This window comes from Rhodococcus sp. D-46, from assembly GCF_011290655.1.
Lineage (GTDB): Bacteria > Actinomycetota > Actinomycetes > Mycobacteriales > Mycobacteriaceae > Rhodococcus_F > Rhodococcus_F qingshengii.
The window spans coordinates 660,298-685,555 of the sequence record NZ_JAANTF010000002.1; the positions used below are offsets into that span (position 1 = coordinate 660,298).

At 62.5% G+C, this 25,258-nt stretch carries 19 protein-coding genes and 2 tRNA genes; 19 read left to right on the forward strand and 2 right to left on the reverse strand.

Translation table 11 applies throughout. The annotated features are described in order from the left end of the window. Positions 1-263: 263 nt before the first annotated feature. The 16 genes from dnaA (at position 264) to G9U53_RS07820 (ending at position 20,608) form a co-directional block, all read left to right on the forward strand. Entirely contained in the window at positions 264-1,826 is a 1,563-nt protein-coding gene (dnaA, locus tag G9U53_RS07745) for a chromosomal replication initiator protein DnaA (RefSeq protein WP_003942491.1), read from the forward strand. 584 nt (positions 1,827-2,410) lie between these two features. Continuing rightward, positions 2,411-3,595, forward strand: coding sequence for a DNA polymerase III subunit beta (gene dnaN / locus G9U53_RS07750; protein WP_007729165.1), 1,185 nt, complete (start codon positions 2,411-2,413; stop codon positions 3,593-3,595). 44 nt (positions 3,596-3,639) lie between these two features. Next, entirely contained in the window at positions 3,640-4,548 is a 909-nt protein-coding gene (gene gnd / locus G9U53_RS07755) for a phosphogluconate dehydrogenase (NAD(+)-dependent, decarboxylating) (RefSeq protein WP_073512973.1), read from the forward strand. Then, a complete protein-coding gene (gene recF / locus G9U53_RS07760) occupies positions 4,549-5,778 on the forward strand; it encodes a DNA replication/repair protein RecF (protein ID WP_054828073.1) in 1,230 nt (409 codons plus the stop codon). Further along, a complete protein-coding gene (locus G9U53_RS07765; RefSeq protein ID WP_003942471.1) occupies positions 5,771-6,316 on the forward strand; it encodes a DUF721 family protein in 546 nt (181 codons plus the stop codon). Before recF ends, G9U53_RS07765 begins: the two co-directional genes overlap by 8 nt. A 124-nt stretch (positions 6,317-6,440) precedes the next feature. Further along, complete coding sequence (locus tag G9U53_RS07770; RefSeq protein WP_165638544.1) at positions 6,441-7,352, forward strand: metal-dependent hydrolase; 912 nt, start codon at positions 6,441-6,443, stop codon at positions 7,350-7,352. Then, entirely contained in the window at positions 7,352-8,473 is a 1,122-nt protein-coding gene (locus G9U53_RS07775) for a PDR/VanB family oxidoreductase (RefSeq protein ID WP_165638569.1), read from the forward strand. Before G9U53_RS07770 ends, G9U53_RS07775 begins: the two co-directional genes overlap by 1 nt. A 40-nt stretch (positions 8,474-8,513) precedes the next feature. Continuing rightward, positions 8,514-9,437 carry an alpha/beta fold hydrolase gene (locus G9U53_RS07780; protein ID WP_165638545.1) on the forward strand — a complete coding sequence of 308 codons (924 nt, stop codon included), beginning with the start codon at positions 8,514-8,516 and terminating at the stop codon, positions 9,435-9,437. 197 nt (positions 9,438-9,634) lie between these two features. Further along, entirely contained in the window at positions 9,635-11,671 is a 2,037-nt protein-coding gene (gene gyrB / locus G9U53_RS07785) for a DNA topoisomerase (ATP-hydrolyzing) subunit B (protein ID WP_003942515.1), read from the forward strand. An 86-nt stretch (positions 11,672-11,757) separates the two neighbouring features. Then, the gene (gene gyrA / locus G9U53_RS07790; protein ID WP_047272672.1) at positions 11,758-14,289 is read left to right on the forward strand and encodes a DNA gyrase subunit A; all 2,532 of its coding nucleotides are present in this window, start codon (positions 11,758-11,760) and stop codon (positions 14,287-14,289) included. Further along, the gene (locus G9U53_RS07795) at positions 14,289-15,683 is read left to right on the forward strand and encodes a DUF3566 domain-containing protein (RefSeq protein ID WP_165638546.1); all 1,395 of its coding nucleotides are present in this window, start codon (positions 14,289-14,291) and stop codon (positions 15,681-15,683) included. Before gyrA ends, G9U53_RS07795 begins: the two co-directional genes overlap by 1 nt. Positions 15,684-15,758: 75 nt before the next feature. Continuing rightward, positions 15,759-15,832, forward strand: a tRNA-Ile gene (locus G9U53_RS07800). A gap of 176 nt (positions 15,833-16,008) precedes the next feature. Continuing rightward, positions 16,009-16,081 (forward strand) — tRNA-Ala (locus G9U53_RS07805). 285 nt (positions 16,082-16,366) lie between these two features. Continuing rightward, positions 16,367-17,476, forward strand: coding sequence for a hypothetical protein (locus G9U53_RS07810; RefSeq protein ID WP_165638547.1), 1,110 nt, complete (start codon positions 16,367-16,369; stop codon positions 17,474-17,476). Between the two features lie 62 nt (positions 17,477-17,538). Next, positions 17,539-19,203 (forward strand): alpha/beta-hydrolase family protein, encoded by a 1,665-nt coding sequence (locus G9U53_RS07815; protein WP_165638548.1) that lies wholly within the window; start codon positions 17,539-17,541, stop codon positions 19,201-19,203. 127 nt (positions 19,204-19,330) lie between these two features. After that, complete coding sequence (locus G9U53_RS07820) at positions 19,331-20,608, forward strand: lipase family protein (RefSeq protein WP_050656763.1); 1,278 nt, start codon at positions 19,331-19,333, stop codon at positions 20,606-20,608. 57 nt (positions 20,609-20,665) lie between these two features. Here the strand turns inward: G9U53_RS07820 and G9U53_RS07825 are convergent, their stop codons facing one another. Further along, positions 20,666-21,118: a hypothetical protein gene (locus G9U53_RS07825; protein ID WP_042453366.1), complete on the reverse strand. Its 453-nt coding sequence runs from the start codon at positions 21,116-21,118 to the stop codon at positions 20,666-20,668. A gap of 90 nt (positions 21,119-21,208) precedes the next feature. Here G9U53_RS07825 and G9U53_RS07830 point away from each other — a divergent pair, with 90 nt between their 5' ends. Together G9U53_RS07830 and G9U53_RS07835 are read left to right on the forward strand one after the other, a co-directional pair. Then, positions 21,209-21,736 (forward strand): peptidylprolyl isomerase, encoded by a 528-nt coding sequence (locus G9U53_RS07830; protein WP_007729190.1) that lies wholly within the window; start codon positions 21,209-21,211, stop codon positions 21,734-21,736. Between the two features lie 17 nt (positions 21,737-21,753). After that, positions 21,754-22,698 (forward strand): rhomboid family intramembrane serine protease, encoded by a 945-nt coding sequence (locus G9U53_RS07835; protein ID WP_042453365.1) that lies wholly within the window; start codon positions 21,754-21,756, stop codon positions 22,696-22,698. Here the strand turns inward: G9U53_RS07835 and G9U53_RS07840 are convergent. After that, on the reverse strand, positions 22,691-23,614 hold the full coding sequence (locus G9U53_RS07840; protein ID WP_065456406.1) for a helix-turn-helix transcriptional regulator: 924 nt from the start codon (positions 23,612-23,614) through the stop codon (positions 22,691-22,693). The genes G9U53_RS07835 and G9U53_RS07840 overlap by 8 nt on opposite strands. A 129-nt stretch (positions 23,615-23,743) precedes the next feature. On the opposite strand from G9U53_RS07840, the gene G9U53_RS07845 reads away from it, so the two are divergent. Next, a complete protein-coding gene (locus G9U53_RS07845; protein ID WP_165638549.1) occupies positions 23,744-25,177 on the forward strand; it encodes an amidase family protein in 1,434 nt (477 codons plus the stop codon). Positions 25,178-25,258: the final 81 nt, after the last annotated feature.

Here is a 25,258-nt window from a genome sequence, read left to right on the forward strand (position 1 = left end):
GCGAACGCCTCGAGTTCCGACAAAGTTGCAGGTAGATCAATTTCTCGATCACTTTGACGAATTTGGTTGACGAAAAAACCGACTCAGTGCAGGTTTGTCCACATCTGTGGATAATTGTGTGGAAACACAGCCCAGGTGGCATATTCGTAGCCTGTTACGGGGTTCTCACCCCGGGTGGTAATCCACCGAATCATTCGACGCCGCAGCCATACGCTCGGCAGCTGCAGCACACCCACTGTCGGCGAAACACGGGAAGGAACCACGTGAACGACGATCCCAACGCGCTCGCACGGGTCTGGGTCGACGTGGTTGCAGAACTCACGAGTGATGACCCCGGAAGTAATCTTCCGGCTTTGAGCAGCAAGCAGAAGGCATTTGTCCGTCTGGTGAGGCCTCTCACACTTGCTCAGGGTTTTGCACTCCTCTCGGTTCCATCGCCATTTGCTCAAGAGACGATCGAGCGCGATCTACGCGAGCCGATCCTGCAGGCACTCGGACGCCACCTCGGCGGCCAGGTCGAGGGACTCGGTGTCCGCATCGCACTCGAAGACGATGCCGACGCACCCGCCGAACCGGTCGAGGAGCGCACGGGCAGCCGTCAGTTCGAGTCGGTCAACTCATCGGGCGCATACCGTCGGCGCAGATTCACCGAAGGCGACGGCGAACCTTCGGACTCCGAGACTGCCGAGACCGAAGAAGTCGACGACGACCGCGAAGCACTCGCGAGCGTTCACGAATCGTGGCCGTCGTACTTCACGAAGCCGCCCGCTACTCCTTCTGCTTCGGGGTCCGGCGCCAACAGCCTCAACGCGAAGTACACCTTCGACACTTTTGTGATCGGATCGTCCAACCGATTCGCTCATGCCGCTGCCGTCGCGATCGCGGAGGCGCCGGCGCGTGCCTACAACCCCTTGTTCATCTGGGGAGCTTCGGGCCTGGGCAAGACGCACCTTCTTCACGCCGCCGGCCACTACGCACAGCGACTGTTCCCCGGCATGCGGGTCAAGTACGTCTCGACCGAAGAATTCACCAACGACTTCATCAACAGTCTTCGTGACGACCGCAAGGTCGCGTTCAAGCGTCGCTACCGGGAAACGGATGTCCTGCTGGTCGACGACATCCAGTTCATCGAAGGCAAGGAAGGTATTCAGGAGGAGTTCTTCCATACCTTCAACACCTTGCACAACGCGAACAAGCAGATCGTCGTTTCCTCGGACCGTCCGCCCAAACAGTTGGCAACCCTCGAGGAGCGTCTGCGGACGCGCTTCGAATGGGGCCTGATCACCGACGTTCAGCCGCCTGAGCTCGAGACGCGTATCGCGATTCTGAGCAAGAAGGCGAGGATGGATCGCCTCGAGGTCCCGCACGACGTCCTCGAGTTGATCGCCAGCCGTATCGAGCGCAACATTCGTGAACTCGAGGGCGCGTTGATCCGCGTCACCGCTTTTGCCTCGCTCAACCGCCAGCCGTTGGATCTGACGTTGGCCGAGGTGGTCCTGCGCGATCTGATGCCCGATTCGTCGAGCCTCGAGATCAACGCGGCGACGATCATGGCGGTGACGGCCGAATACTTCAACATGTCGATCGACGACCTGTGTGGGCCGGGTAAGGCCCGGCCACTCGCTCAGGCCCGCCAGATCTCGATGTATTTGTGCCGTGAGCTCACTGATTTGTCCTTGCCGAAGATCGGTCAGACGTTCGGCCGTGACCACACGACGGTCATGTACGCCGACAAGAAGATCCGTAAGGAAATGACGGAACGCCGCAAGGTGTACGACCAGGTTCAGGAGTTGACCGCAAGGATCAAGCAGCGCTCCAAGCGTTGACCTGCACTTATTTCGATCGATGCCGCTCGAGGCAGAGGTTCCCTCGAGCGGCATCGGTGTATTCGAAGGGTTCCACGTGCGGTCCCCTCGAGGGCGGTTGTCCACCTCGAGGGACGACACGCCGGAGTCAGACACGCCGATGAGAACAAACTCTTCGTTTCTTGTGAAAAGTATTCACATCTGTGGATAAGTGTGTTGATAACTCCGAAAGTCTGTGGAGTTCTCGAGGAGGAATCCGAAAACTTTCAGAGAGTGCACAGAGGGGGTCGATTGGTCCTCGAGTCTGTCCTCGAGAAGTGCACAGGCCCTCGAGGGGACCTACCAGCGTCGACAACCGTTGCTCCACAGATTGCACAGGACTTATTACTACTACTGAGAATTTCCTAGGAAAAGCTCTTTGAAAATAGTTCTGGGGACAACTCCTGTTGAGAACCTCGCCTCAGGCTGCGCTCGCCGCGGCTTCGGCTTTCCACTTGCGCCCTCGAGGGCATACGGTGGGCATCGCTTGGTCTGTGTCAGACTTCAAGTGAGCTGATGCAGATCCGCAGCAGACGAACATGCCTACCGAGAGGAATAACCCGGCGATGGAGCTTGGAAGCCTGAAGTTTCGCGTTTCCCGGGAAGAGTTCGCTGATTCAGTAGCGTGGGTTGCTCGTAGCCTGCCCTCGAGGCCGCCCGTGCCGGTTCTCGGCGGAGTTCTTCTCGACGCAACCGAAGCCGGCCTCACCGTTTCCGGGTTCGACTACGAGGTATCCGCGCAGGTCCGCGTCTCGGCAGATGTCACAACTGCAGGTCAGGCACTCGTCTCCGGTCGCCTCCTCGCAGATATCACCAAGTCGCTTCCCAACAAGCCGGTCGATGTGACCCTCGAGGGCACTCGCGTGCTCATCTCGTGCGGAAGCGCCAAGTTCTCCCTGCCCACGATGCCGGTCGAGGACTACCCCCAGCTTCCGACGCTTCCGCAGCAGTCCGGGTCCATTCCCGTCGACCTGTTCTCCGAAGCCATCAGCCAGGTAGCTGTTGCAGCCGGCAAGGACGACACCCTTCCGATGCTCACGGGTATCCGTGTCGAGATCGAACAGAATTCGATCGTCCTCGCCGCTACCGACCGCTTCCGTCTCGCCGTACGTGAACTCGAGTGGACTCCGGCCAATCCCGACGTCCAGGCTGCTGTTCTCATCCCGGCCAAGACTTTGTCCGAGTCCGCGAAAACGCTTGCCGGCAATGCAAATTCGCCGGTCGAGTTGGCTCTCGGCTCCGGTACGACCATCGGAAACGACGGACTCCTCGGCATCGTCAACGACGGACGCCGCACCACGACGCGCCTCCTCGACGCCGAGTTCCCGAAGTTCCGTCAGTTGCTGCCTGCTCAGCACACCGCGATGGCAACGGTCGAGGTCACGCCTCTCATCGAAGCCATCAAGCGTGTAGCACTCGTCGCCGAGCGTGGCGCACAGGTTCGCATGCAGTTCTCCGCTGACGGCCTGCTCCTCTCTGCGGGTGGCGACGACGCCGGCCGCGCGGAAGAGACGCTCAACGCGTCGTTCCAGGGCGAAGCACTCACCATTGCGTTCAACCCCGGTTACCTGATCGACGGGTTGAACTCGCTTCACAGCGAAAACGTTCTGTTCGGCTTCACCACTCCCAGCCGTCCGGCTGTTCTTCGCCCCGCGGCCGAGGAAGAGCCCACGGCAGACGAGTCCGGTAACTTCGCTGCGCCCTCGAGCGAGTACACGTACCTGCTGATGCCGGTTCGCCTTCCGGGCTGAGTGGAACCCCGCACTTCAGTTCACGCCTGACCAGGGAGAACAGTATGAAGATCGGACTCGTAGGTCTCGGCAAGATGGGCTTCAACATGCGTGAGCGCTTGCGCGCGCATGGTCTCGAGGTGATCGGATACGACCCTCGACCGGAAGTCACCGATGTCGGGTCACTTGCCGAACTCGCTGCTTCCCTCGAGGGACCTCGAGTCGTCTGGGTGATGGTTCCGGCCGGTGACATCACCCAGAGCACCATTGCCGAACTGGCGGATGCCCTCGAGGGCGGCGATCTGGTCATCGACGGTGGAAACTCTCGCTTCACCGACGACGCTGTTCATGCCGAGCTGTTGGGCGCCCGTGGGATCGGTTTCCTCGACTGCGGTGTCTCCGGTGGCATCTGGGGCCGTGAGAACGGATACGGCCTGATGGTGGGCGGATCCGAGACCGACGTGGCGAAGGCAATGCCGATCTTCGACGCTCTGCGCCCCGACGGCGACGCTGCAGACGGCTTTGTCCACGCCGGCCCCGTCGGTGCTGGTCATTACGCGAAGATGGTGCACAACGGCATCGAATACGGCCTGATGCAGGCGTATGCCGAGGGGTACGAGCTCCTCGAGGCGGAAAGCCTGATCGCGGACGTTCCGGGCGTGCTCCGAGCTTGGTCGAAGGGGACCGTCGTACGTTCGTGGTTGCTCGATCTGCTTGTCGACGCCCTCGAGGAAGATCCGGAGCTTGCGCAGATCACGGGCTATACCGAGGATTCCGGCGAGGGCCGCTGGACGGTCGAGGAAGCTATCAAGCACGCTGTGCCCGCTCCCGTCATCTCCGCTGCTCTGTTCGCGAGATTTGCTTCACGACAGGATGATTCACCGGCCATGAAGGCTGTGTCCGCCTTGCGCAATCAGTTCGGCGGTCACGCGGTCAAGAGCGCTTCGCCCAAGAATTCGGCTTCTGGAAGCTAAGTGTTCGTTCGTAGATTTTCGCTGCGGGACTTCCGATCCTGGGATTCGCTGACGCTTGACCTCACACCGGGAACAACCGTTTTCCTCGGTTCGAACGGGCACGGTAAAACCAACGTCCTCGAGTCACTCGGGTATCTGTCGACGCTGTCGTCTCATCGAGTGTCCACGGACGCACCGATGATCCGCAGCGGTTCCGCCAGTGCTTTTGCCGGTGCAACGGTGGTCAACAACGGACGCGAACTGACCATCGACGTCGAACTGATCGAGGGAAAGTCCAACCGCGCCAGGATAAATCAGTCTCCGACGCGTCGCCCACGCGAAGTGTTGGGGATTTTGCAGTCGGTGATGTTCGCGCCGGAAGATCTGTCGTTGGTTCGCGGAGATCCTGGCGATCGTCGACGCTATCTCGACGAGTTGTTGACGTCCCGGATACCCCGAATGGCTGCTGTCCGTGCGGATTACGACAAAGTTCTGCGTCAGCGCTCAGCCCTACTCAAAACTGCCGGTGCGGCTTTGCGTCGCGGTTCTCGTGGTGGCGAGTCCGACAACGTCCTCTCCACCCTCGAGGTGTGGGACGGGCATCTGGCCGCTCACGGCGCACAATTGTTGGCCGGGCGCCTCGAGTTGGTCCATGATCTGGCGCCGCATCTGGCGGAGTCGTATCGTTCCATCGCACCCGAATCCCGGCCGGCGTCGATTCGATACAAGAGCAGTCTGGGGTCCTCGTTGGATCCCGAATTCACCGACCCTGCAAGGATTTCCGGTATCGACGACGTTGCGTACCTCGAGGAGAGATTCCATCTCGAGTTGGCACAGATGAGGTCGAAGGAAATCGATCGCGGAGTGTGTCTGGTCGGTCCGCATCGGGACGATCTGGAGCTGATTCTCGGTGACAGCCCGGCGAAAGGCTTTGCAAGCCATGGTGAATCGTGGTCTTTTGCGCTTTCGCTGCGGCTGGCAGGTTTTGCCCTGTTGCGCGCCGACGGCAGCGACCCGGTCCTGATGCTCGACGATGTCTTCGCGGAATTGGACCGTCGTCGGCGTCGTGCGCTCGCCACCGTTGCAGCCACCGCCGAACAGGTGCTGATCACGGCCGCCGTTCCCGAGGATGTACCGGACGAACTCGAGGCGGCCAAGTTCGGCGTCGAAGCCTCCGATACCGGAGACGGTCGGATATCCCGGATAGTGCCCGTAGGCTCGACAGATCAGGAGGTCGAGTTCGATGACTGAAGACAGCAGCGCGGCTCCGGAGCCCGAGCTCAAAGGGATCGATCTGGCGCGCCGTGCCCTCGAGGAGGCACGCGCGACGGCCAAAGCCAACGGCAAGGCCGTCGGGCAGGGGCGATCGTCGCCCAAATACGGAAGTGGCCGACCGCGTCGACGCAGCGGTTGGTCCGGCCCCGGCCCGGATGCGCGGGACCCTCAGCCGTTCGGCGCTCTCACCAGCGCTATCTCCAAATCGCGTGGGTGGTCCCCCAAGGTGTCCGAGGGCACGGTCCTCGGTCGGTGGCCGCAGGTCGTCGGAGAAGACATCTCCGCGCACGCCGAGCCGATCTCTCTGAAAGAAGGTGTTCTCAGCATCTCCGCCGAGTCGACGGCGTGGGCTACCCAGTTGCGCATGATGCAGTCCCAGATTCTGGCCAAGATCGCTGCTGCCGTCGGTGACGGCGTCGTGAAGACACTGCGGATCACCGGTCCGAGTGCGCCTAGCTGGCGCAAGGGAGAAAGGCATGTGAAAGGCCGCGGACCTCGCGATACGTACGGCTGAGGAAAACTCAACCAGGCCCTGGTTCTACCTATTACTTCGTGTTACAGTTAAAACTCGCTAGTGAGTGAACTGTGTCACAAGGCTGTCGTTCCCCACCGATCGGCAGGCATGAAGGAGTAGCTAGATGTCGCAGAAGATATCGACACCCGCTTCGTCGTTCGCCGAGCCGGATCACATCCTGTTGCAGGCTCGCAATGTCGAGTTCGACTGGTCCGATCTGCCCATGCACTGGATTCCGGGCGATCCGTTCAGCACACACGTTCTCAACGTGCTTCACCTTCTCCTCCCCGCCGGTGAGGAATGGTTTGTCGAGACCTTCAAGGAAGCTCTTCCTCTGATCGAGGACGAGAAACTCCGTGAGGACGTCGTCGGATTCATCGGCCAAGAGGCGATGCACTCCAACGCGCACTCGGGTGTCCTCGTCCATCTCAAGGAAAACGGCCTCGATCCGACGCCGTACACCCAGCAGATGGAGTGGGCATTCTCGAAACTGCTCGGACCGCGCCCGATGACGGGTCTGCGCGCCGAGAATCACCTGGTGGAGCGCTTGGCGATCATCGCGGCCATCGAACACATCACTGCTTTCCTCGGCGACTGGGTGCTCAACGCCAAGGGGCTGGACAAAGCCGGCATGCACCCGACCATGCTTGATCTCCTTCGCTGGCACGGCGCCGAAGAAGTCGAACACCGAGCCGTCGCGTACGACGTCATGCGCTACTTCGACAAGCGTGAGACCCGCCGGATCCGTACCCAGATCCTCGTCACGCCCGCAATCGTGTGGCTGTGGATTCGTGGCACCAGGTTCCTGATGCGCAACGATCCCGAACTTGCCGCTCAGGCCCCCAGCCGTCGACGCCCCCACCTGTCCGATTTCATCGCGGCGGGTAAGCGAGGCACAGTTCCCACGTCGTTCGAGCTGGCCAAGCGGATGTCGACCTACTTCAGCAAGTCGTACCACCCCAGTAACGAGGGCTCGACCGCCCAGGCGGTGCAATACCTCGCGTCGTCACCCGCAGCCCAGGCGGCCGCACGGTGATTTCACTCTCGAGGGTCAAGGACGTCATCTCCGGGCACGACGGGTTGCCGCGGTTTCCGGCGCCACCCGATCTGTCCGGAAAGAACCGCCCCGACCGCGCCATGCGCATCACGGAGTTGTTGGCGGACAAGTACCTTCGGGTGTTGACGGCATACGACTACAACCCGGAGATCGCGGGCCACAACCCCGACACGGCCATGAACATGGTGGTCAGTACGCGTGAGGTGGTGGCGACCGACGAGAACGTCGTTCGCCTGCGCTTCGAATCCGCAGACGGCTCACCGATTCCGCCGTGGCATCCGGGTTCGCACCTGGACTTCCATCTACCTTCGGGTCTGCGGCGTCAGTATTCGCTGTGCGGTGACCCGGCCGATCGCACGGGATACAGCGTCGCGGTGCGCCGGATCCCCGACGGCGGTGGCGGTTCCATCGAGATGCACGCTCTCCAGCCTGGTGAGCACGTCACGGTACGCGGACCACGCAACGGCTTCCCGTTTGTCGGAGAAGGCAGCGCGTTGTTCGTCGCCGGCGGCATAGGTATCACGCCGATCATCGCAATGGTCCGTGCGGCAAGAGAATTGGGGATGGACTGGTACTTCGTGTACTCGGGCCGCTCCCGTGAATCCATGCCGTTCCTCGACGAGATCGCAACCTGGGATCCCGAGCGTGTCTTCGTGCGCCCGGACGACGAGTTCGGATTGCCCACCACCACAGACCTTCTCGGACGAGCGCCGGTCGGCGGCGCCGTGTACTGCTGTGGCCCGACGCCGATGCTCGATGCCGTCCGCCGCGGTTTCCGCGATACACCCTCCACCGCTTTGCATTTCGAGCGGTTCGGGGCTCCGCCGGTGATCGACGGCAAGGAATTCGAAGTGCAGCTTGTCAATTCGGGTCAGGTACTCACCGTGCCCGCCGACGAGTCCGCGCTCGACGTCATCAAGAAGGCATTGCCCGGTGTCGGGTACTCGTGTCAGCAGGGTTTCTGCGGAACCTGTCGTGTGAAGGTGCTCGCGGGTAAACCCGATCACCGCGAAAGGCGTCTGACCGACACCGAACAGGAAACGGAGATGCTCATCTGCGTATCCCGTTCCGACGGTGGACGTCTCGTTCTCGATCTCTAGATTTCCCAATCCGAAGGATTCACAGCCGAAGGGTCAGTCAATGTCCAAGCACTCTCCTGTCCATGCCGTGACCGCGCGTCGCGTGACCAACGGTTCCGTCAGCCTGGCCGTGTTCGAGCAGGGCAAGGCGGACGGCGAGACCATCGTCCTGGTGCATGGTTGGCCCGACACCCATGAATTGTGGAACCGCATCGTGCCTTTGCTGGCAGACGACTTCCGCGTCGTCAGCTACGACAGCCGCGGGGCCGGTGAGAGCACAATCCCCTCGAGGGTGCAGGACTACCAACTGAGCGCACTGGCCGGCGATCTTTTTGCCGTCATCGACGCGGTCAGCCCGGGCAAGCCGGTGCACGTCCTCGCGCACGACTGGGGATCCGTCGAAACGTGGGAAGCGGTCTGCGAGCCGGGTGCCGAAGAGAAGATCGCGTCGTTCTCGTCCATCTCGGGCCCCAATCTCGATCATCTCGGCAAGTGGATCCGGGCGAGCGCGTCCAAGCGTCGTTTCCTCGGCCCGGCGGCGCAGGGAATTGCGTCGGCCTACACCGTTCTGTTCCAGATTCCCGGGCTGTGCACCCTTCCGTTGCGTCTGTGGTTCTCCAAGCACTGGCCGGCGTTTCTGGGCTTCTTCGACGGTCTGGACCCCCGTGTGGTCAACACCGCGCCCACCATCGCCGACGACATGGTGAACGGACTCAAGCTTTATCGCGCGAACATCCGGCCGTCTCTCGGCAAGCCGCGGGATCGGTACACGGACGTGCCTGTTCAGCTCATTCTGAACAAGTACGACAAAGCCGTTCGTCCGGTGGGATACGAAGACACCGAAAAATGGGTCTCCGACCTGCAGCGACGTGAAATTGCCGCGGGACACTGGGCACCGTTTTCACATCCGGGCGAGGTTGCCGAACATGCGCGGGCATTTATCGCGAGCCTGAGAGAGCGTCGCTCGGAGAAGCAAAGTTCCTAGCGTTTCACCTTCCGGGGATCGTAAAAATTCGTCTGCGGCGCAGCCAGGGGTGTCATTGGCCGCTTCTAGTCGGTGCTTACCAGTAAGATGGTCAACGGTAACTAGCGGCAACATTCTCGAACCCGCTCCGACGACACCCGCAAGGGCTTGCTGACGGCTGCGCTCGAGTATTGACGGAGAAGGAGAGCTACCCACCCGTGGCTGCCCAGAAGTCAGATACAAGCACTTCCAGCAAGGACTACAACGCGTCGTCCATCACCGTCCTCGAAGGACTCGAGGCGGTACGTAAGCGTCCAGGCATGTACATCGGTTCCACCGGTGAACGCGGCCTGCACCACCTCATTTGGGAGGTCGTCGACAACTCGGTCGACGAGGCGATGGCCGGACACGCCACCAAGGTCGAGGTCACCCTCCTCGAAGACGGCGGAATCCGCGTCATCGACGACGGCCGTGGCATCCCGGTCGGCATGCACGCCTCCGGAGTCCCCACCGTCGAGGTCGTGCTGACCCAGCTGCACGCCGGCGGCAAGTTCGACTCCGACTCCTACGCCGTCTCCGGTGGTCTGCACGGCGTCGGTATCTCGGTGGTCAACGCGCTCTCCACCCGGCTCGACGTCGACATCAAGGTCGACGGCTACCGGTGGCAGCAGACGTACACCGATTCCAAGCCGGGAGAGCTCGTACAGGGCGACCCGACGAAGGAAACCGGCACCACCGTCAGTTTCTGGGCCGATCCCGAGATCTTCGAGACCACCCGCTACAACTTCGAGACCGTTGCGCGTCGTCTGCAGGAAATGGCCTTCCTCAACAAGGGCCTGACCATCACGCTGACCGACGAGCGCGCCGAGGTCATCGACGACGAAGCTGCCGAGGTGGCCGAGGCTCCCAAGTCTGCTGCCGAAGAAGCCGAAGAAGCTGCTCAGGCAGCGCCGCGTAAGTCCAAGACCCGTATCTACCACTACCCCGGTGGACTTGAGGACTACGTCCGGCACATCAACAAGAGCAAGACCCCTATCCACAACTCGGTCGTCGGATTCACCGCCAAGGGCACCGGCCACGAGCTCGAGGTCGCAATGCAGTGGAACTCCGGCTACTCGGAGTCCGTGCACACCTTCGCCAACACGATCAACACCCACGAGGGTGGTACCCACGAAGAGGGCTTCCGCGCCGCACTGACCGCAACGGTCAACAAGTACGCGCTCGAAAAGAAGCTGCTCAAGGACAAGGATCCCAAGCTCACCGGTGACGACATCCGTGAAGGACTTGCGGCCATCATCTCGGTGAAGGTCGGTGAACCCCAGTTCGAGGGTCAGACCAAGACCAAGCTCGGCAATACCGAGGTCAAGTCCTTCGTGCAGAAAGCGTGCAACGAGCACCTCGCGCACTGGTTCGAGGCGAACCCCGCCGACGCGAAAACCATTGTGAACAAGGCTGTTTCGTCGGCGCAGGCCCGCGTCGCCGCACGTAAGGCGCGTGAGCTGGTCCGTCGTAAGAGCGCGACCGACCTCGGTGGCCTGCCAGGCAAGCTCGCCGATTGCCGCTCCAACGATCCAGAGAAGTCCGAGATCTACATCGTGGAGGGCGACTCCGCAGGCGGCTCGGCCAAGTCCGGCCGAGACTCGATGTACCAGGCGATCCTCCCGCTCCGCGGAAAGATCATCAACGTCGAGAAGGCGCGTATCGATCGCGTCCTCAAGAACACCGAAGTCCAGTCGATCATCACCGCGTTCGGCACGGGCATCCACGACGAGTTCGACATCGCCAAGCTGCGCTATCACAAGATCGTGCTCATGGCCGACGCCGACGTCGACGGTCAGCACATCGCAACGCTGCTGCTCACGCTGCTGTTCCGCTTCATGCGGCCGCTCGTCGAGCACGGCAAGGTCTACCTCGCGCAGCCGCCGCTGTACAAGCTCAAGTGGCAGAAGGGTGCGCAGCCGGAATTCGCGTACTCCGACCGCGAGCGCGACGCGATGGTCAAGGCCGGCCTCGAGTCCGGCAAGAAGATCAACAAGGACGACGGCATCCAGCGCTACAAAGGCCTCGGCGAGATGAACGCCAAGGAGCTGTGGGAAACCACGATGGACCCGACGGTGCGCGTTCTGCGTCTCGTCACGCTCGACGACGCGGCTGCTGCCGACGAGCTGTTCAGCGTGCTGATGGGCGAAGACGTCGAAGCACGACGCAGCTTCATCACCCGCAATGCCCGGGACGTTCGTTTCCTCGACGTGTAGGCCTGCGGCCCTGTGAGCGGTTGAGGAGTCCCCGGACTCCTTTTCCGCGCACAGGGGCTTGCCCCCTCTTTTAAGAAAGTGAGCTCATGACCGACACCACGTTGCCACCGGACGGTCCGCAACACGACCGGATCGAACCGGTCGACATCCAGCAGGAAATGCAGAACAGCTACATCGACTACGCCATGAGCGTCATCGTCGGTCGCGCTCTGCCGGATGTCCGCGACGGACTCAAGCCGGTGCACCGCCGCGTGCTCTACGCGATGTACGACAACGGATATCGCCCCGACCGCGGATACGTGAAGTCTGCCCGACCGGTCGCCGAGACCATGGGTAACTACCACCCCCACGGCGACTCCTCGATCTACGACACGTTGGTTCGTATGGCCCAGCCGTGGTCGCTGCGTTACCCGCTCGTCGACGGTCAGGGAAACTTCGGCTCCCGCGGCAACGACGGCGCAGCCGCCATGCGTTACACCGAGTGCAGGCTCACGCCGCTCGCGATGGAAATGCTGCGCGAAATCGACCACGAGACAGTCGATTTCACCCCGAACTACGACGGCAAGACGCAGGAACCGACGGTTCTGCCCAGCCGTATCCCGAACCTGCTGATCAACGGTTCCAACGGCATCGCCGTCGGTATGGCCACCAACATTCCGCCGCACAACCTGCGTGAAGTTGCCGAGGCCATCTACTGGGCGCTCGACAACTTCGAAGCGGACGAGGAAGCCACCCTCGCGGCCGTCATGGAGCGCATCAAGGGACCCGACTTCCCCACGCACGGGCTCATCGTCGGTGGACAGGGCATCCAGGACGCCTACACCACCGGCCGTGGCTCCGTCCGTATGCGCGGCGTCGTCGAGATCGAAGAAGATGCCAAGGGCCGCACCACAATCGTCATCACCGAGCTGCCCTACCAGGTCAACCCGGACAACCTGATCACCTCCATCGCGGAGCAGGTTCGTGACGCGAAGATCGGTGGCATCTCCGACATCCACGACGAGTCCTCGGACCGCGTCGGCATGCGCATCGTCGTCACCGTCAAGCGTGACGCCGTTGCCAAGGTCGTGCTGAACAACCTCTACAAGCACACCCAGCTGCAGACCAGCTTCGGCTGCAACATGCTCTCCATCGTCGACGGAGTGCCGCGCACGCTGCGCCTCGACCAGATGATCCGTCTGTACACGGCGCATCAGCTCGAGGTCATCGTTCGTCGTACCAGGTACCTGCTTCGCAAGGCACAGGAGCGCGCCCACATCCTGCGCGGTCTGGTCAAGGCGCTCGACGCTCTGGACGAGGTCATCGCCTTGATCCGTGCGTCGCAGACCGTCGACATCGCTCGCGCGGGATTGATGGAACTCCTCGACGTCGACGAGATCCAGGCCGACGCCATCCTCGGCATGCAGCTGCGTCGTCTGGCCGCCCTCGAGCGTCAGAAGATCGTCGACGAATTGGCCGAGATCGAACTCGAAATCGCGGACCTCGAAGACATTCTGGCTCGCCCGGAGCGTCAGCGCGCGATCGTTCGTGACGAGCTCAAGGAAATCGTCGACAAGTACGGCGACGACCGTCGTACCCGCATCATCGCCGCCGACGGAGACGTCAACGACGAGGATCTGATCGCCCGCGAAGACGTCGTCGTCACGATCACCGAGACCGGTTACGCCAAGCGCACCAAGACCGACCTGTACCGCTCGCAGAAGCGCGGCGGCAAGGGTGTTCAGGGTGCCGGCCTCAAGCAGGACGACATCGTCTCGCACTTTTTCGTCACGTCGACGCACGACTGGCTGCTGTTCTTCACCACGAAGGGCCGCGTCTACCGCGCCAAGGCTTACGAGTTGCCCGAGGCGAGCCGTACCGCTCGCGGTCAGCACGTTGCCAACCTGCTGGCCTTCCAGCCGGACGAGCGCATTCAGTCCGTCATCCAGATCAAGACGTACGAAGACGCGCCCTACCTGGTGCTCGCCACTCGCAACGGTCTGGTCAAGAAGTCCAAGCTCACCGACTTCGACTCCAACCGCAGCGGTGGCATCGTCGCCATCAACCTGCGCGGTGAAGACGAACTGGTCGGCGCTGTCCTCTGCTCCGCCGAAGACGACCTGCTTCTCGTCTCGGCACAGGGCCAGTCGATCCGCTTCTCGGCCACCGACGAGGCACTGCGTCCGATGGGCCGCGCCACTTCCGGTGTCCAGGGCATGCGTTTCAACGGTGACGACGAGCTGCTCTCGCTCAACGTCGTTCGTGAAGGAACGTTCCTCCTGGTCGCCACGTCGGGCGGTTACTCCAAGCGAACCGGCATGGAGGACTACCCGGTGCAGGGTCGCGGCGGCAAGGGCGTGCTCACGATTCAGTACGACAAGAAACGTGGCACTCTGGTCGGTGCGCTCATCGTCGACGACGACGACGAGCTGTACGCGATCACCTCGGGCGGCGGCGTCATCAGGACGGCTGCCAAGCAGGTTCGTAAGGCGGGACGCCAGACCAAGGGCGTGCGTCTGATGAACCTCGGCGAAGGCGACACACTGCTCGCGATTGCGCGCAACGCCGACGAGCCCGAAGAGCTCGCTGCAGAGACCACCGACAACGCAGACAATGCCGATGGAGCTAAGGAGTCCTAGTGAGCACTCCCAACCAGCCGGGCAGTGACCAGAAGAGCGAAAGCACTTCAGGTTCGACGCCACCGAAGCCGGAGCAGGCAACTGCTCCGGCGGGGCCGCAGACCTCGAAACCTGCAGCTCCAGCGGACGGCGGACCCAAAGCTTCTGAGGCATCTCCGGCGCCCAAGGCACCGGAGCCGCCTCGCGGCCCGTCGGCTCAGAAGCCGGCGGGTGGGGCTTCCGACGCCGCGGGTGCGGCCAAGGGTCAAGCTCCTTCCGCTCCTTCAGTGGCTCCGGCTGCGCCGGTAACTTCGGCAAAGGGTGACGGTCAGGCTCCGCCGCAACCGGTTGCCAATCAGGCTCGTGGCAGCCAGGCGCCGCCGTGGCAACGCGGACCCCAGCCGTCGGGTCAGCCGCAGGGGCAGCCAGCTCAGAACCCGGCTGCTCAGAACCCGGCTGCTCAGAACCCGGCGTCCAAAGCCCCGGCGTCGAAGACTCAGCCACCGCAAAGTCAGGCGCCGCAAAGTCAGCCGCAGACCAACATCACGCGCCCAGCCGGCGCTGGTGCTCCTGCGGGTCGACCGGCAGCTCCTGCCGGGGGTAAGCCGCCTGCGGGTCCGCAGCGTCCTGCAGCGGCAGGCCCGGCGCAGGGTGGTCCGGCCAAAAACCCCGCGCAGGGTGGTGCGCCGAAGGGACAGCCACAGGCGGGTCGCCCCGCTGCCGGTGCACAGACGGGTCGTCCTGCCGGCAACCCGTCGGCACGTCCCGTCGTGACGGGAACGGCGGCTGCCGCAGCTACCGGTGGCGTCGCCGGCGCGGCAGCAGCCAAGGCTGTTGCACCCTCGGGCGCAAATCCCAAGGCTGCAAACGCCACAGTCGCCAATCCCACCGTCGCTAATCCGAAAGCAAAAGCCGCCGCGATCGACGGGCCGACTCGGCACATCGATCGCAAGGATCTACCGAAGGACATGCCTGACCTCTCCGAGGCCAAGCATCCGTTGCCTGCTGCGGTGAAGGGTGAGAAAACTCACGCCGTATCGGCCTCGGTCGTGGACGGTGCGCCACTGCGCGCAACGGTCCAGATCCGTCGTATCGACCCGTGGTCCACGCTCAAGATCACATCCGTGATCTCGGTGTCGCTGTTCTTCGTGTGGATGGTGGCCGTCGGACTGCTCTACGTGGTTCTCGACGGCATGGGCGTCTGGGATCGCCTGAACAACGCGTTCACCGACATCGTTGCCGACGGCGGCTCCGACGGTCTGGTGACGGCCGGCCAGGTGTTCGGCTACGCCGCGCTGATCGGTATCGCGAACATGGTGCTTTTCACGGCACTCGTCACGATCGGATCGTTCATCTACAACCTCTGCAGCGACCTGGTTGGCGGCGTAGAGGTAACTCTCGCCGACCGCGACTGACCTGCGAAAACATTGCTCCGCCGGGCCCGTTTTGGTGTCAGCGGCCCGGTGGGGTAATCTTTGGAATCGGTTCAGGGGCCTATAGCTCAGGTGGTTAGAGCGCTTTACTGATAATGAAGAGGTCGGAGGTTCAAGTCCTCCTAGGCCCACTCCCATGTGCCGAAGAAGGGTTGCTGGAATGAAGGTTTTCCTGCTTGTCGGGGCCGGAATTCTGGTAGCTCTCGGGGTCACCAAGCTGATCAAAAGTCAGCGCGGAGACAAGGTTTGGCACGATTTGGAAACAGGATAGAACCTAGGTACTCTGACTCCGGTCAGAAAACCGAACGGGGCCTTAGCTCAGTTGGTAGAGCGCTGCCTTTGCAAGGCAGATGTCAGGAGTTCGAATCTCCTAGGCTCCACAGTAAGAAAACACCCTTCCGGGATCCGGGAGGGTGTTTTTGTATGCCGATGTACCCGATCTCTGCTCGCCCCGGCCGGTGCCCGGCTTGTGTGGTTCCACCCCACCCCTTCTTGAGCGAACGGCACTTTCGGCGCACTGAAGGCGATGAACATGCCGTTCGCTCGGAGTGGGGTGGCCAGAACCGCGCCCACTATGGACCGTTCGTCCCGAATTCTCCGGAAAGTCTAGTGGTCATAACCAGCCGGGCGTAGCGTGAGGAGAACCCAATTTCAGGAGGTTCGTAGTGCTTCACAACGACATTCCCAGCCACGGTGAAATTGCCGCACTCGCGGAGGTGGAGGGGCCCACCTGCATCACCATCGTTACTCCGACTGAAGATGCGCCGCAGGATTACGACAAAGCGCGCATCGCCTTCAAGGACCAGGTCCGCTCGGCACTCGCATCGGTGGAGGATCCGGCCGAGCGCAAGCTGTTCGAGGCCGAATACGCAGAGCTCGACGACGACGACGATTTCTGGCGCTTCCAGTCGCGCTCATTGGTCACGTACGCGACGCCGGAGCGTCTGGTGACCTTCCGCCTCCCCAACCGTCTGCAGGCGCTCGAAACGGTCAGCGATCGGTTTCATCTCAAGCCACTGCTCCGTTCGGTGACGTTCCCCCAGACGGCGTTTGTTCTCGCTCTGGCAGAGGGTTCGGTGCGACTGATCGAGATCGCTGCCGACCAGCCGGCCGACGAGGTCCGTGTTCAGGGAATGCCGAAGAACGCTGCGGATCACGCGGGCAAGTCGTCGATCAACAGCCGAACTGAAGCGGGTCGGTTGTCGGGGTCGGACAGCCGAAAGTTGCGCGTCAATCAGTACGCCCGCGCAGTCGATCACGAGGTCCGCGGTGTGCTCGCCGGCCGTGACGTCCCCTTGATTCTGGCCGCTGCGGAACCCATCGCGTCGGTGTATCGCTCCGTGAATTCGTACCGCCACCTGGTCGACAAAACCGTCGAGGGAAACCCGGAAGCCTTGTCGACGCAGGAAGTGGCGGACGGTTCGCGTCCGGCGCTCGACGACTTCCATGCCGAGCAGCTGGCGGCGGTGCGGGACACCTTCAATGTGCGCACGGAACAGGGACGCACTCAGACGGACGTCGCCGACGTGGCAACAGCCGCGACGTACGGACAGGTCGACACCGTTTTCATCGACATAGATTCCGTCGTACCCGGAAGTCTCGATCCCCAGACGGGCGCTCTCACGACCGGTGAGTCGACCAACGGAAGCACCTACGGGGTCGTCGACGAGATCGCTCGTCGTGCGCTCCTGACGGGTGCGCGGGTGCTCGCTGTTCGCGCGGAGGACATTCCGGGCGGCGGCGCAGTTGCCGCGATTTTGCGCTTCGCCCCGTAAACAGACTGGACGCGTGTGCGCCTCGTGACCTGATTCGGGCACGGGGCGCATACGATTCCGGCATGAAACGTGTGTGGGAACGGCTGCGCCACTATTGCAAGACGCTGCACCCGGTCGGGCTTGCCTTTGCTCTGGTCTTCTTCACCTGGTCGATGAGTCCGTCCCTGTTGCCGCGCGCGTGGTACCTGCAGGGCGTTGCGACGGGCATCTCGCTCGCCATGGGATACGGCGTCGGCGTGACGGTTGCCTGGATGATCCGCAAGTGCGGCGTCGAACCGCAGTGGTCGGATCGCACCAAGAAGATCGGCTGGCGAATCCTGTTGGTCGCGGCCGTCATTCTTGTGCCGACGTTCTTGGTCCTCGGTTCGTGGTGGCAGCAGATCGTTCGCGATCTCGTGGAAGCTCCACGCACCAATCAAGCGAATTATCTTCTGGTGCTGATGATTTCGCTCGGAATCTGGTTCATCCTGCTCGAGGCAGGCCGTGGTCTTCGGTTCACCACCAACAAGCTCACCGCCGTCGCACTACGGTTCGTTCCCCTCGAGGCGGCGAAGGTCGGCAGCTTGATCGTCATCTTCGCCCTCGGCATCTTCATCGTGAACGGTGCGCTGTACAACGGGCTGATCGCCTTCGCGAACTGGAGTTTCTCCGGTGCGGATCACGAAACACCGGACGGCATCGAACAGCCCATGATTGCAGAGCGGAGCGGTTCGCCGATGTCCGCCGAGGCTTGGGATTCTCTCGGCCAGGAGGGTCGCACCTTCATGGGTAGCGGTCCCACTGCAGCCGAGATCTCTGCATTGACCGGACGTGAAGCGAAGCAACCGATCCGGGTGTATGCCGGACGTGAATCCTCGGACTCGATCAACGGTGTCGCACAGCGGGTCGTCGACGAGTTGGAGCGCACCGGCGGATTCGACCGCGGAACTCTCGCAGTTGTCACGACCACCGGTCGCGGTTGGGTGAACGAGGACGTCGCGTCGGCGTTCGAGTACGTCGAGGGTGGGGACACGGCGATCGCGTCGATGCAGTACTCGTTCCTTCCGAGTCCGTTGGCCTTCATCGCCGACCGTGAGACGCCGATGATCGCCGGCCGCGCGCTGTTCAACGCGGTCTACGCCAAGTGGATCGACTTGCCCGTGGAGACGCGACCCGAACTGGTTGTCTTCGGTGAGAGCCTCGGCTCCTACGGTGGCCAGGCCGCATTCGCCGGCGCCCAGGACATGATGACGCGCGTCGACGGCGCACTGTGGGTCGGAACCCCCAACTTCACTGCTCAGTGGCAGGAAATCACGGACAGTCGTGACTCGGGCTCACCGGAGATTCTGCCGGTGATCGACGGTGGCCAGGCAATTCGGTTTGCCGGTGATCCGGAAGATCTGGAGCTGAAGTCGGACTGGGACGACGATCGCATCGTGTACTGGCAGCACGCCAGCGACCCGATCACGTGGTGGTCCTTCGACCTGCTGCTCAACAAGCCGGATTGGCTCAAGGAACCGCTGGGTCGCGACGTGGATCCGGGAATGACATGGGTTCCTCTCGTGACCTTCTGGCAGGTAACCCTCGACATGGTCTTCTCGGCTGACGTCCCGTCCGGGCACGGTCACAATTACGGCGAGGATGCAGCGGACATGTGGGCCAAGATCCTGCACCCCGAGGCCTGGACGTCGGCTGATACCGACAAGCTTCGTGCGCTGCTGACCACCAATCTGGAGCCCACGAAGTAGTTGTAAACGGTTGTAATTCAGCCTGTTAAGGCGAAAACCTCACGAAAAGGTGTTACGTGAGGTATGTGTTACTCTGCGTTCGCTGTGTGCCAAGCCACAGCGCAAGCGAACGTGGGGAGATCGAAACGTGAAGAGCAGAGCATGGTGGGCGGCAGGGGTCTCCGTCGCGGCACTGGTCATGGGTGCTGTGACGGCCCCTGCCGCAACGGCGGAGCCGGCGGATTTCTACACGCCGCCGGTCGAGCTTCCGGCAGGTGCCAACGGAGATCTCATCAAGAGTGAGCCGTCACCACTGCTGCTGAGCGTGCCCGGATCGAACGGTGCGTGGCCGGCAACCGCCACCAAGATCATGTACCGAAGCGAGGACGCCAAGGGCGCCCCCGTTGCCGTGACGGGCACCTATCTCGAACCGTCGAACCCGTGGACCGGGCAGGGGGCGCGTCCACTGGTTGCCGCAGCGGTGGGAACGCACGGGCAGGGCGATCAATGCGCTCCGTCCAAGCTGTTCAACACCGGTATCGAGTACCAGTTCCCGACGGACGTCATGGTCGGCTACGAGTCCATCTGGGTGAACACGTTGCTGCTCAACGGCATTGCCGTCGTCGTCACCGATTACGAGGGCCTCGGAACTCCGGGCGATCACACCTACGTCAACCGTGAAGCCGAAGCGCACGCCGTTCTGGACTCGGTGCGAGCCGCTCAGCAACTCCCGAACACGAGCATTCCCGCCGACGGCCCCGTCGGACTGTGGGGTTACTCGCAAGGTGGTGGAGCTGCCGCTGCCGCAACGGAATTGAAGCCGTCGTATGCTCCTGAGCTTGATCTCAAGGGCACCTACGCAGGTGCACCGCCCGCCGATCTGGCGGCGACGCTGCAGCAGGTCGACGGCACGTTCCTCACCGGAGTGATCGGATACGCGCTCAACGGGATCCTTGCCCAGTACCCCGAGGTTCAGCCGCTGCTCGACGCCGAGATCAACGATCGCGGCCGACAGATGTTGGCCGCCACCAAGAACCAGTGCGTCGCCGAAAGTGGATTGCAGTTCGGCTTCCAGCAGTCGTCGAGCTTCACCAATTCCGGTGAATCACTCTCCGCAGTTCTGGCGCGTCTCCCCATGGCGCAGGCGATCCTCGACGAGCAGAAGATCGGCAAGCTGACGCCGGAGTCGCCCGTGCTCATTCAGCATGGCCGCTCCGATGACATCGTTCCGTTCGGCCAGGGACAGCAACTGGCGCGAGACTGGTGCGGCAAGGGTGCAACGGTGCAGTTCTCCGTCAACGAACTGCCCCCGATCATTCCGGGACTGGCAATCAATCACGCGACGCCGTACCTGGTGGGTACCCCCGAATCCATCGGATACATGATCGATCGCTTCAACAACGTCCCGGCACCGTCCAACTGCTGAATGTGAACATCGAAAAGCCCCGGAACACAATCTGTTCCGGGGCTTTTCGTATGTCGACTAAGCGGTCTTCTCGGCCGAGTTCTCCTCGAGGCGAGGGGGTGCGGAAGCGACCGGCGGATGCTCGCGTCGGCGGCTCTTGAAGAACACCGCGCCACCGATCACCGCGACACCGGCGATGACGAACACCGTGACGCGCTTGCGGCCGCGAGGCTTCTCGGTGCGTTCCGCAGACTTCGTGGGGATAGCCTTTGCGCGCTCGACGCCCTTCTTGGCGAGGACTTTGCCCTGACGGCCCAGGAACAACCCGACCTGCCCAGCGCCGCGAGCGACCGACGTCGCGACCACCGCGGCGATACGGCGAGCGTTGTCGGCTGCCTCGGACTCCTTGATGCGAGCCGCTGTCTCTTCGAGGTAGGCGGCAGTCTCGTCGAAGGTGTCCTCGACGCGGGCGCGCGCGTGATCGAAGGTGTCGGGCAACTGCGTGCTGAGGGACTCGGTCACTCGTGTCATGACTTCACTGTGCCATAACAGTGGGGCGAGGACAGGGAGACTTTTGCGGGGCGACATCCGCGAGAACGCCGGCAATGGCACGATGGTGGTGTGACTTCAACTCATCAGACCGCAACCGCAACGCTGCACACGAACCGCGGCGACATCAAGATCGCTCTGTTCGGCAACCATGCGCCGAAGACCGTCGAGAACTTCGTCGGCCTCGCCGACGGCTCGAAGGAGTACACCACCGCAAACGCCGCCGGCACCAAGACCGGCCCGTTCTACGACGGTGCCATCTTCCACCGCGTCATCGACGGCTTCATGATCCAGGGTGGCGACCCCACCGGAACCGGCACCGGCGGCCCGGGCTACAAGTTCGGTGACGAGTTCCACCCGGAACTGCAGTTCGACCGCTCCTACCTGCTGGCCATGGCCAACGCAGGCCCGGGAACCAACGGCTCGCAGTTCTTCATCACCACCGGCCCGACGCCGCACCTGAACCGTCGCCACACCATCTTCGGTGAGGTTCTCGACGACGATTCCAAGAAGGTTGTCGACGCTATCTCCTCCACCGCCGTCGATCGTGGCGATCGTCCGGTCGAGCCCGTCGTGATCAACAGCATCACCATCTCCTGAACAGGTAAAACAAGCAGATGACGAACCCCGGTTGGGGCGGCGGTGCGAGTGAGGGCATCCCGCCCCAACCGCGGTGCGTCCGCCATCCAGATCGACCTACCGCACTTTCCTGCAATCGTTGTGGACGTCCGGCATGCCCGGACTGCCTCCGCGAGGCGGCGGTGGGATACCAATGTGTTGACTGTGTAGCTGCCGGCCAACGCGATGTCCGTCCCGTTCGGGGCGTCGCCGGAAATACCGTGAGCCCCACCCGCGCGGTCCCGGTCGTGACGTACACCTTGATGGGGCTCAACGTCCTGGCGTTCCTCGCGACCTTCGCGCAGTCGCGAAGCATCATGAACAATCAGGTCGGCTCGTCGATCTTCGCGAACTGGGCACTCAATCCGGGGCTGGTCGCCAGCGGTGACTGGTTCCGGCTCATCGGCTCCGGGTTCCTGCACTTCGGAATCCTGCACCTCGCGGTCAATATGTACGCCCTCTACATCCTGGGCCGCGACACCGAAATCGTGATGGGCCGCTCGAGGTACATCGGCATCTACCTGGTTTCGCTTCTCGGCGGTTCCGCCTCGGTGATGGCATTCCAGCCGGTGTTCTCTTCGCTCACGGCCCTGTCCTGGACTGCTGGGGCGTCGGGAGCGATCTTCGGCATCATGGGCGCACAGGCAGTCCTTCTATTGCGTTTGCGTCGAAGCCCGGTCCCGATCATCTCGGTGATCGCGATCAATGTGATCATCAGCATTTCGCTGCCCGGGATCTCGTTCTGGGGTCACGCGGGAGGTCTGGTGGCAGGTGCCGCAACGGCCGCTGCATTCCTGTACGCCCCGCAGTGGTTGGGCGCCGGTGAGAACCGCGTGAAGGCGGTGCGGATCGGCTGGATCGCTTTTGGTGCCGTCACCGTGGTGACAATCGGAGTCATCGTGCTCCGCGTCGTTCAACTGCGCGAACAGCTGGGAATCAGTTAGCGAGCAATCCCCATCGGGTCGCCAGTGCTGCCGCGGCGGTTCGATTGGGGACGCCTACTTTCCGAATCACGCGTTCGACATGTGTAGCAATCGTTGCTGCTCCGATCCCCAGGCGTGCTCCGATGGCCGTGTTCGAATCCCCGGTCGGTATCAGTGCGAGTACTTCCAGTTCGCGTCGAGTCAATCCCATCGGTGGCTCGATCGAATGCCATTTGACGACGGCGAGGCCCCCGTGGGTCGGCGTTACCTCGAGACGAATCACCGAAGTCCCGTCGAGTGACAGGTAAGTGGCGGGGGCACCCGTTCGGGCACTTTCGGCGCCGGCGTGCCGCACCGCTATCGGCAGTTCGCGAGAGCCGTCGACGACGGTGCCGTCCGGAGCGATCAGAGCTGTCGGCCGTGAATCGGGCAACGCCTTCCGGCTGGGCTCGTATGGGTCGAGGGCAGCGGCCAACGACGCTGCGAGCAGAGCGATCGTCACTTTCGATTGATCGTCGAGATAATGCCCCGGTGTTGTACTCGCGTTGAACATTCCTAGATAGCGACCGTCGCCCGCAAACAGACACTGGCTGATGCCGTCGCTGTAGAAGGGTGTGATGACGGTATCGAACAGAACTCCGGTCCGCAGATGATCGTCGACGTCGTGCAGAACGATCGGCAGCCGCTGCCCCTGAAGCTGTTCGAAGACGGGATGTGCTGCCATTCGAGTATTGACGACGTCGAGGGATGCCGCCGGGTATCCCAGGCTCGCGACTGTTCGGTGGGTGCGTTCGGACGGATCCCACCGTGACAGTCCGGCGTGGTGGTACGGCACTGCTTCCTGCAATTCGAAGAGTGCGCGCGCCGGGACCATCGCGGGTAAGGCGTCGCGCAGCCTCAGCGCGGCAGCCAAGCGTCTCGAGGTCGGATCAGCCATCCCTGAATTATGCCTTGGGTCACAGCACGAGTCCGCTGTCTCCGCATCCCCTGATCGACGGACTCGTCCGAGCGCACCTGCTCCTAGGTTCTCCTCCATCACTGGACCTCGAGCACTTGGAGCACGACGATGGATGTTTCGGATTACGCAGCCTGCGATGCGACTGAGCTTGCCTCACTGATTGCAAGCGGGCAGGTGAGCGCTTCTCAGGTGCAGTCTGCGGCAGCAACTGCGCTGGATCAGATGGACAGTGAACTCGCAGCAGTGGTCGGTGATCGATTCGACCCCTTGGACTACAACGCCGACGGGCCATTTTCCGGAGTGCCATTCGCGATCAAAGATCTGATCATTCACGCCGCGGGCGTCCCGCAGCGTAACGGCAGCAGGTTGTTCGGAGACGGCGTCACGTATCCGTACGACAGCCATCTGATGGCGCGTTTTCGGCGGGCCGGCCTTGCAACCATGGCGGTTACGACGTCACCTGAAATGGGATTCAACGCGACGACGGAGGCAAAGGCCTACGGCAAGCCGACCCGCAATCCCTGGGATACCACTCGCAGCCCCGGAGGTTCCAGTGGCGGATCGGCGGCCCTTGTTGCGGCAGGCGCACTTCCGATGGCTCACGCGAACGACGGCGGAGGTTCCATTCGTATTCCAGCGGCGGCGTGCGGGCTCGTCGGGCTCAAGCCGAGCCGCGGACGGGTAAGCCCTGGTCCCGACTACTCGGATCCACTGCTGGGCATGGGAATTGAATTCGCGGTCACCAGAACCGTGCGTGACTGCGCATCGTTGTTCGACGCGGTCGCGGGGACGGAGCCGGGCGACAAGTATCTGTTTCCGAGTGCGGTCGACTCGTTCGCGGAAAGTGCCGCACGGGAGTCAAGGCCGCTTCGGGTTGCCGTCTCCGTCGATTCCGGTGATCCGCGTCGGCCGGTCGATCAGCAGTGCGTACTGTCGGTGAAGGCGGTTGCCGCACAACTGGAATCGATGGGCCACCTCGTCGAGTACGCGGCGCCATCGATCGATATGGAGATGTTCAATCGTGCGAACCTCGATGCGTGGTGCAGTTTTCTTGCGCAAGCTGTGGCAGGTGCGGGTGAACAACTGGGATTCACTCCCGGCACGGATCACCTCGAAGCGACCACTCTCGCGTGTGCCGAATACGGCGCGAAACTCGGTGCGCGGGACGTTTTTGCGGTGGAGAACGTGTTCAACACCGTCCGACGTGAGTATGCGCGGTTCCTGGGGTCCTATGACGTGATCTTGACGCCGACAACCAGCTCACCGAATACCGAATTGGGACATCTCGACGCAGACGACGATGCATTGGACGCACAGGGTTGGGCGGACAAGATTTTCGAGTTCGGTTCGTTCACCGCAATCTCGAACGCGACCGGCAATCCTGCCATCTCGTTGCCGCTGTGTACCTCGTCCGAGGGCTGGCCGATCGGGATTCAGTTCATCGGTGCTTACGGAGACGAGGCGAAGCTCCTCGCGTTGGCGGGTGACCTGGAGAAGGCTATGCCCTGGGAGCATCGCAGGCCGACGGTATTTGCGCGATAGTTGTGGAGCTTTCCTCCACGTTGCGCCCCAACTCATGGGTGAACTTCACATAGGTTGAGGTCAGCGGTGCTTCTACTGTGG

Coding starts and splice junctions, on each gene's coding strand:
- G9U53_RS07835 (WP_042453365.1), top strand. CDS start 21,754: ATGACGAACCCCGGTTGGGGCGGCGGTGCGAGTGAGGGCATCCCGCCC.
- gyrA (WP_047272672.1), top strand. CDS start 11,758: ATGACCGACACCACGTTGCCACCGGACGGTCCGCAACACGACCGGATC.
- G9U53_RS07845 (WP_165638549.1), top strand. CDS start 23,744: ATGGATGTTTCGGATTACGCAGCCTGCGATGCGACTGAGCTTGCCTCA.
- G9U53_RS07840 (WP_065456406.1), bottom strand. CDS start 23,614: ATGGCTGATCCGACCTCGAGACGCTTGGCTGCCGCGCTGAGGCTGCGC.
- gnd (WP_073512973.1), top strand. CDS start 3,640: ATGAAGATCGGACTCGTAGGTCTCGGCAAGATGGGCTTCAACATGCGT.
- G9U53_RS07770 (WP_165638544.1), top strand. CDS start 6,441: ATGTCGCAGAAGATATCGACACCCGCTTCGTCGTTCGCCGAGCCGGAT.
- dnaN (WP_007729165.1), top strand. CDS start 2,411: ATGGAGCTTGGAAGCCTGAAGTTTCGCGTTTCCCGGGAAGAGTTCGCT.
- G9U53_RS07780 (WP_165638545.1), top strand. CDS start 8,514: ATGTCCAAGCACTCTCCTGTCCATGCCGTGACCGCGCGTCGCGTGACC.
- G9U53_RS07825 (WP_042453366.1), bottom strand. CDS start 21,118: ATGACACGAGTGACCGAGTCCCTCAGCACGCAGTTGCCCGACACCTTC.
- G9U53_RS07765 (WP_003942471.1), top strand. CDS start 5,771: ATGACTGAAGACAGCAGCGCGGCTCCGGAGCCCGAGCTCAAAGGGATC.
- G9U53_RS07815 (WP_165638548.1), top strand. CDS start 17,539: ATGAAACGTGTGTGGGAACGGCTGCGCCACTATTGCAAGACGCTGCAC.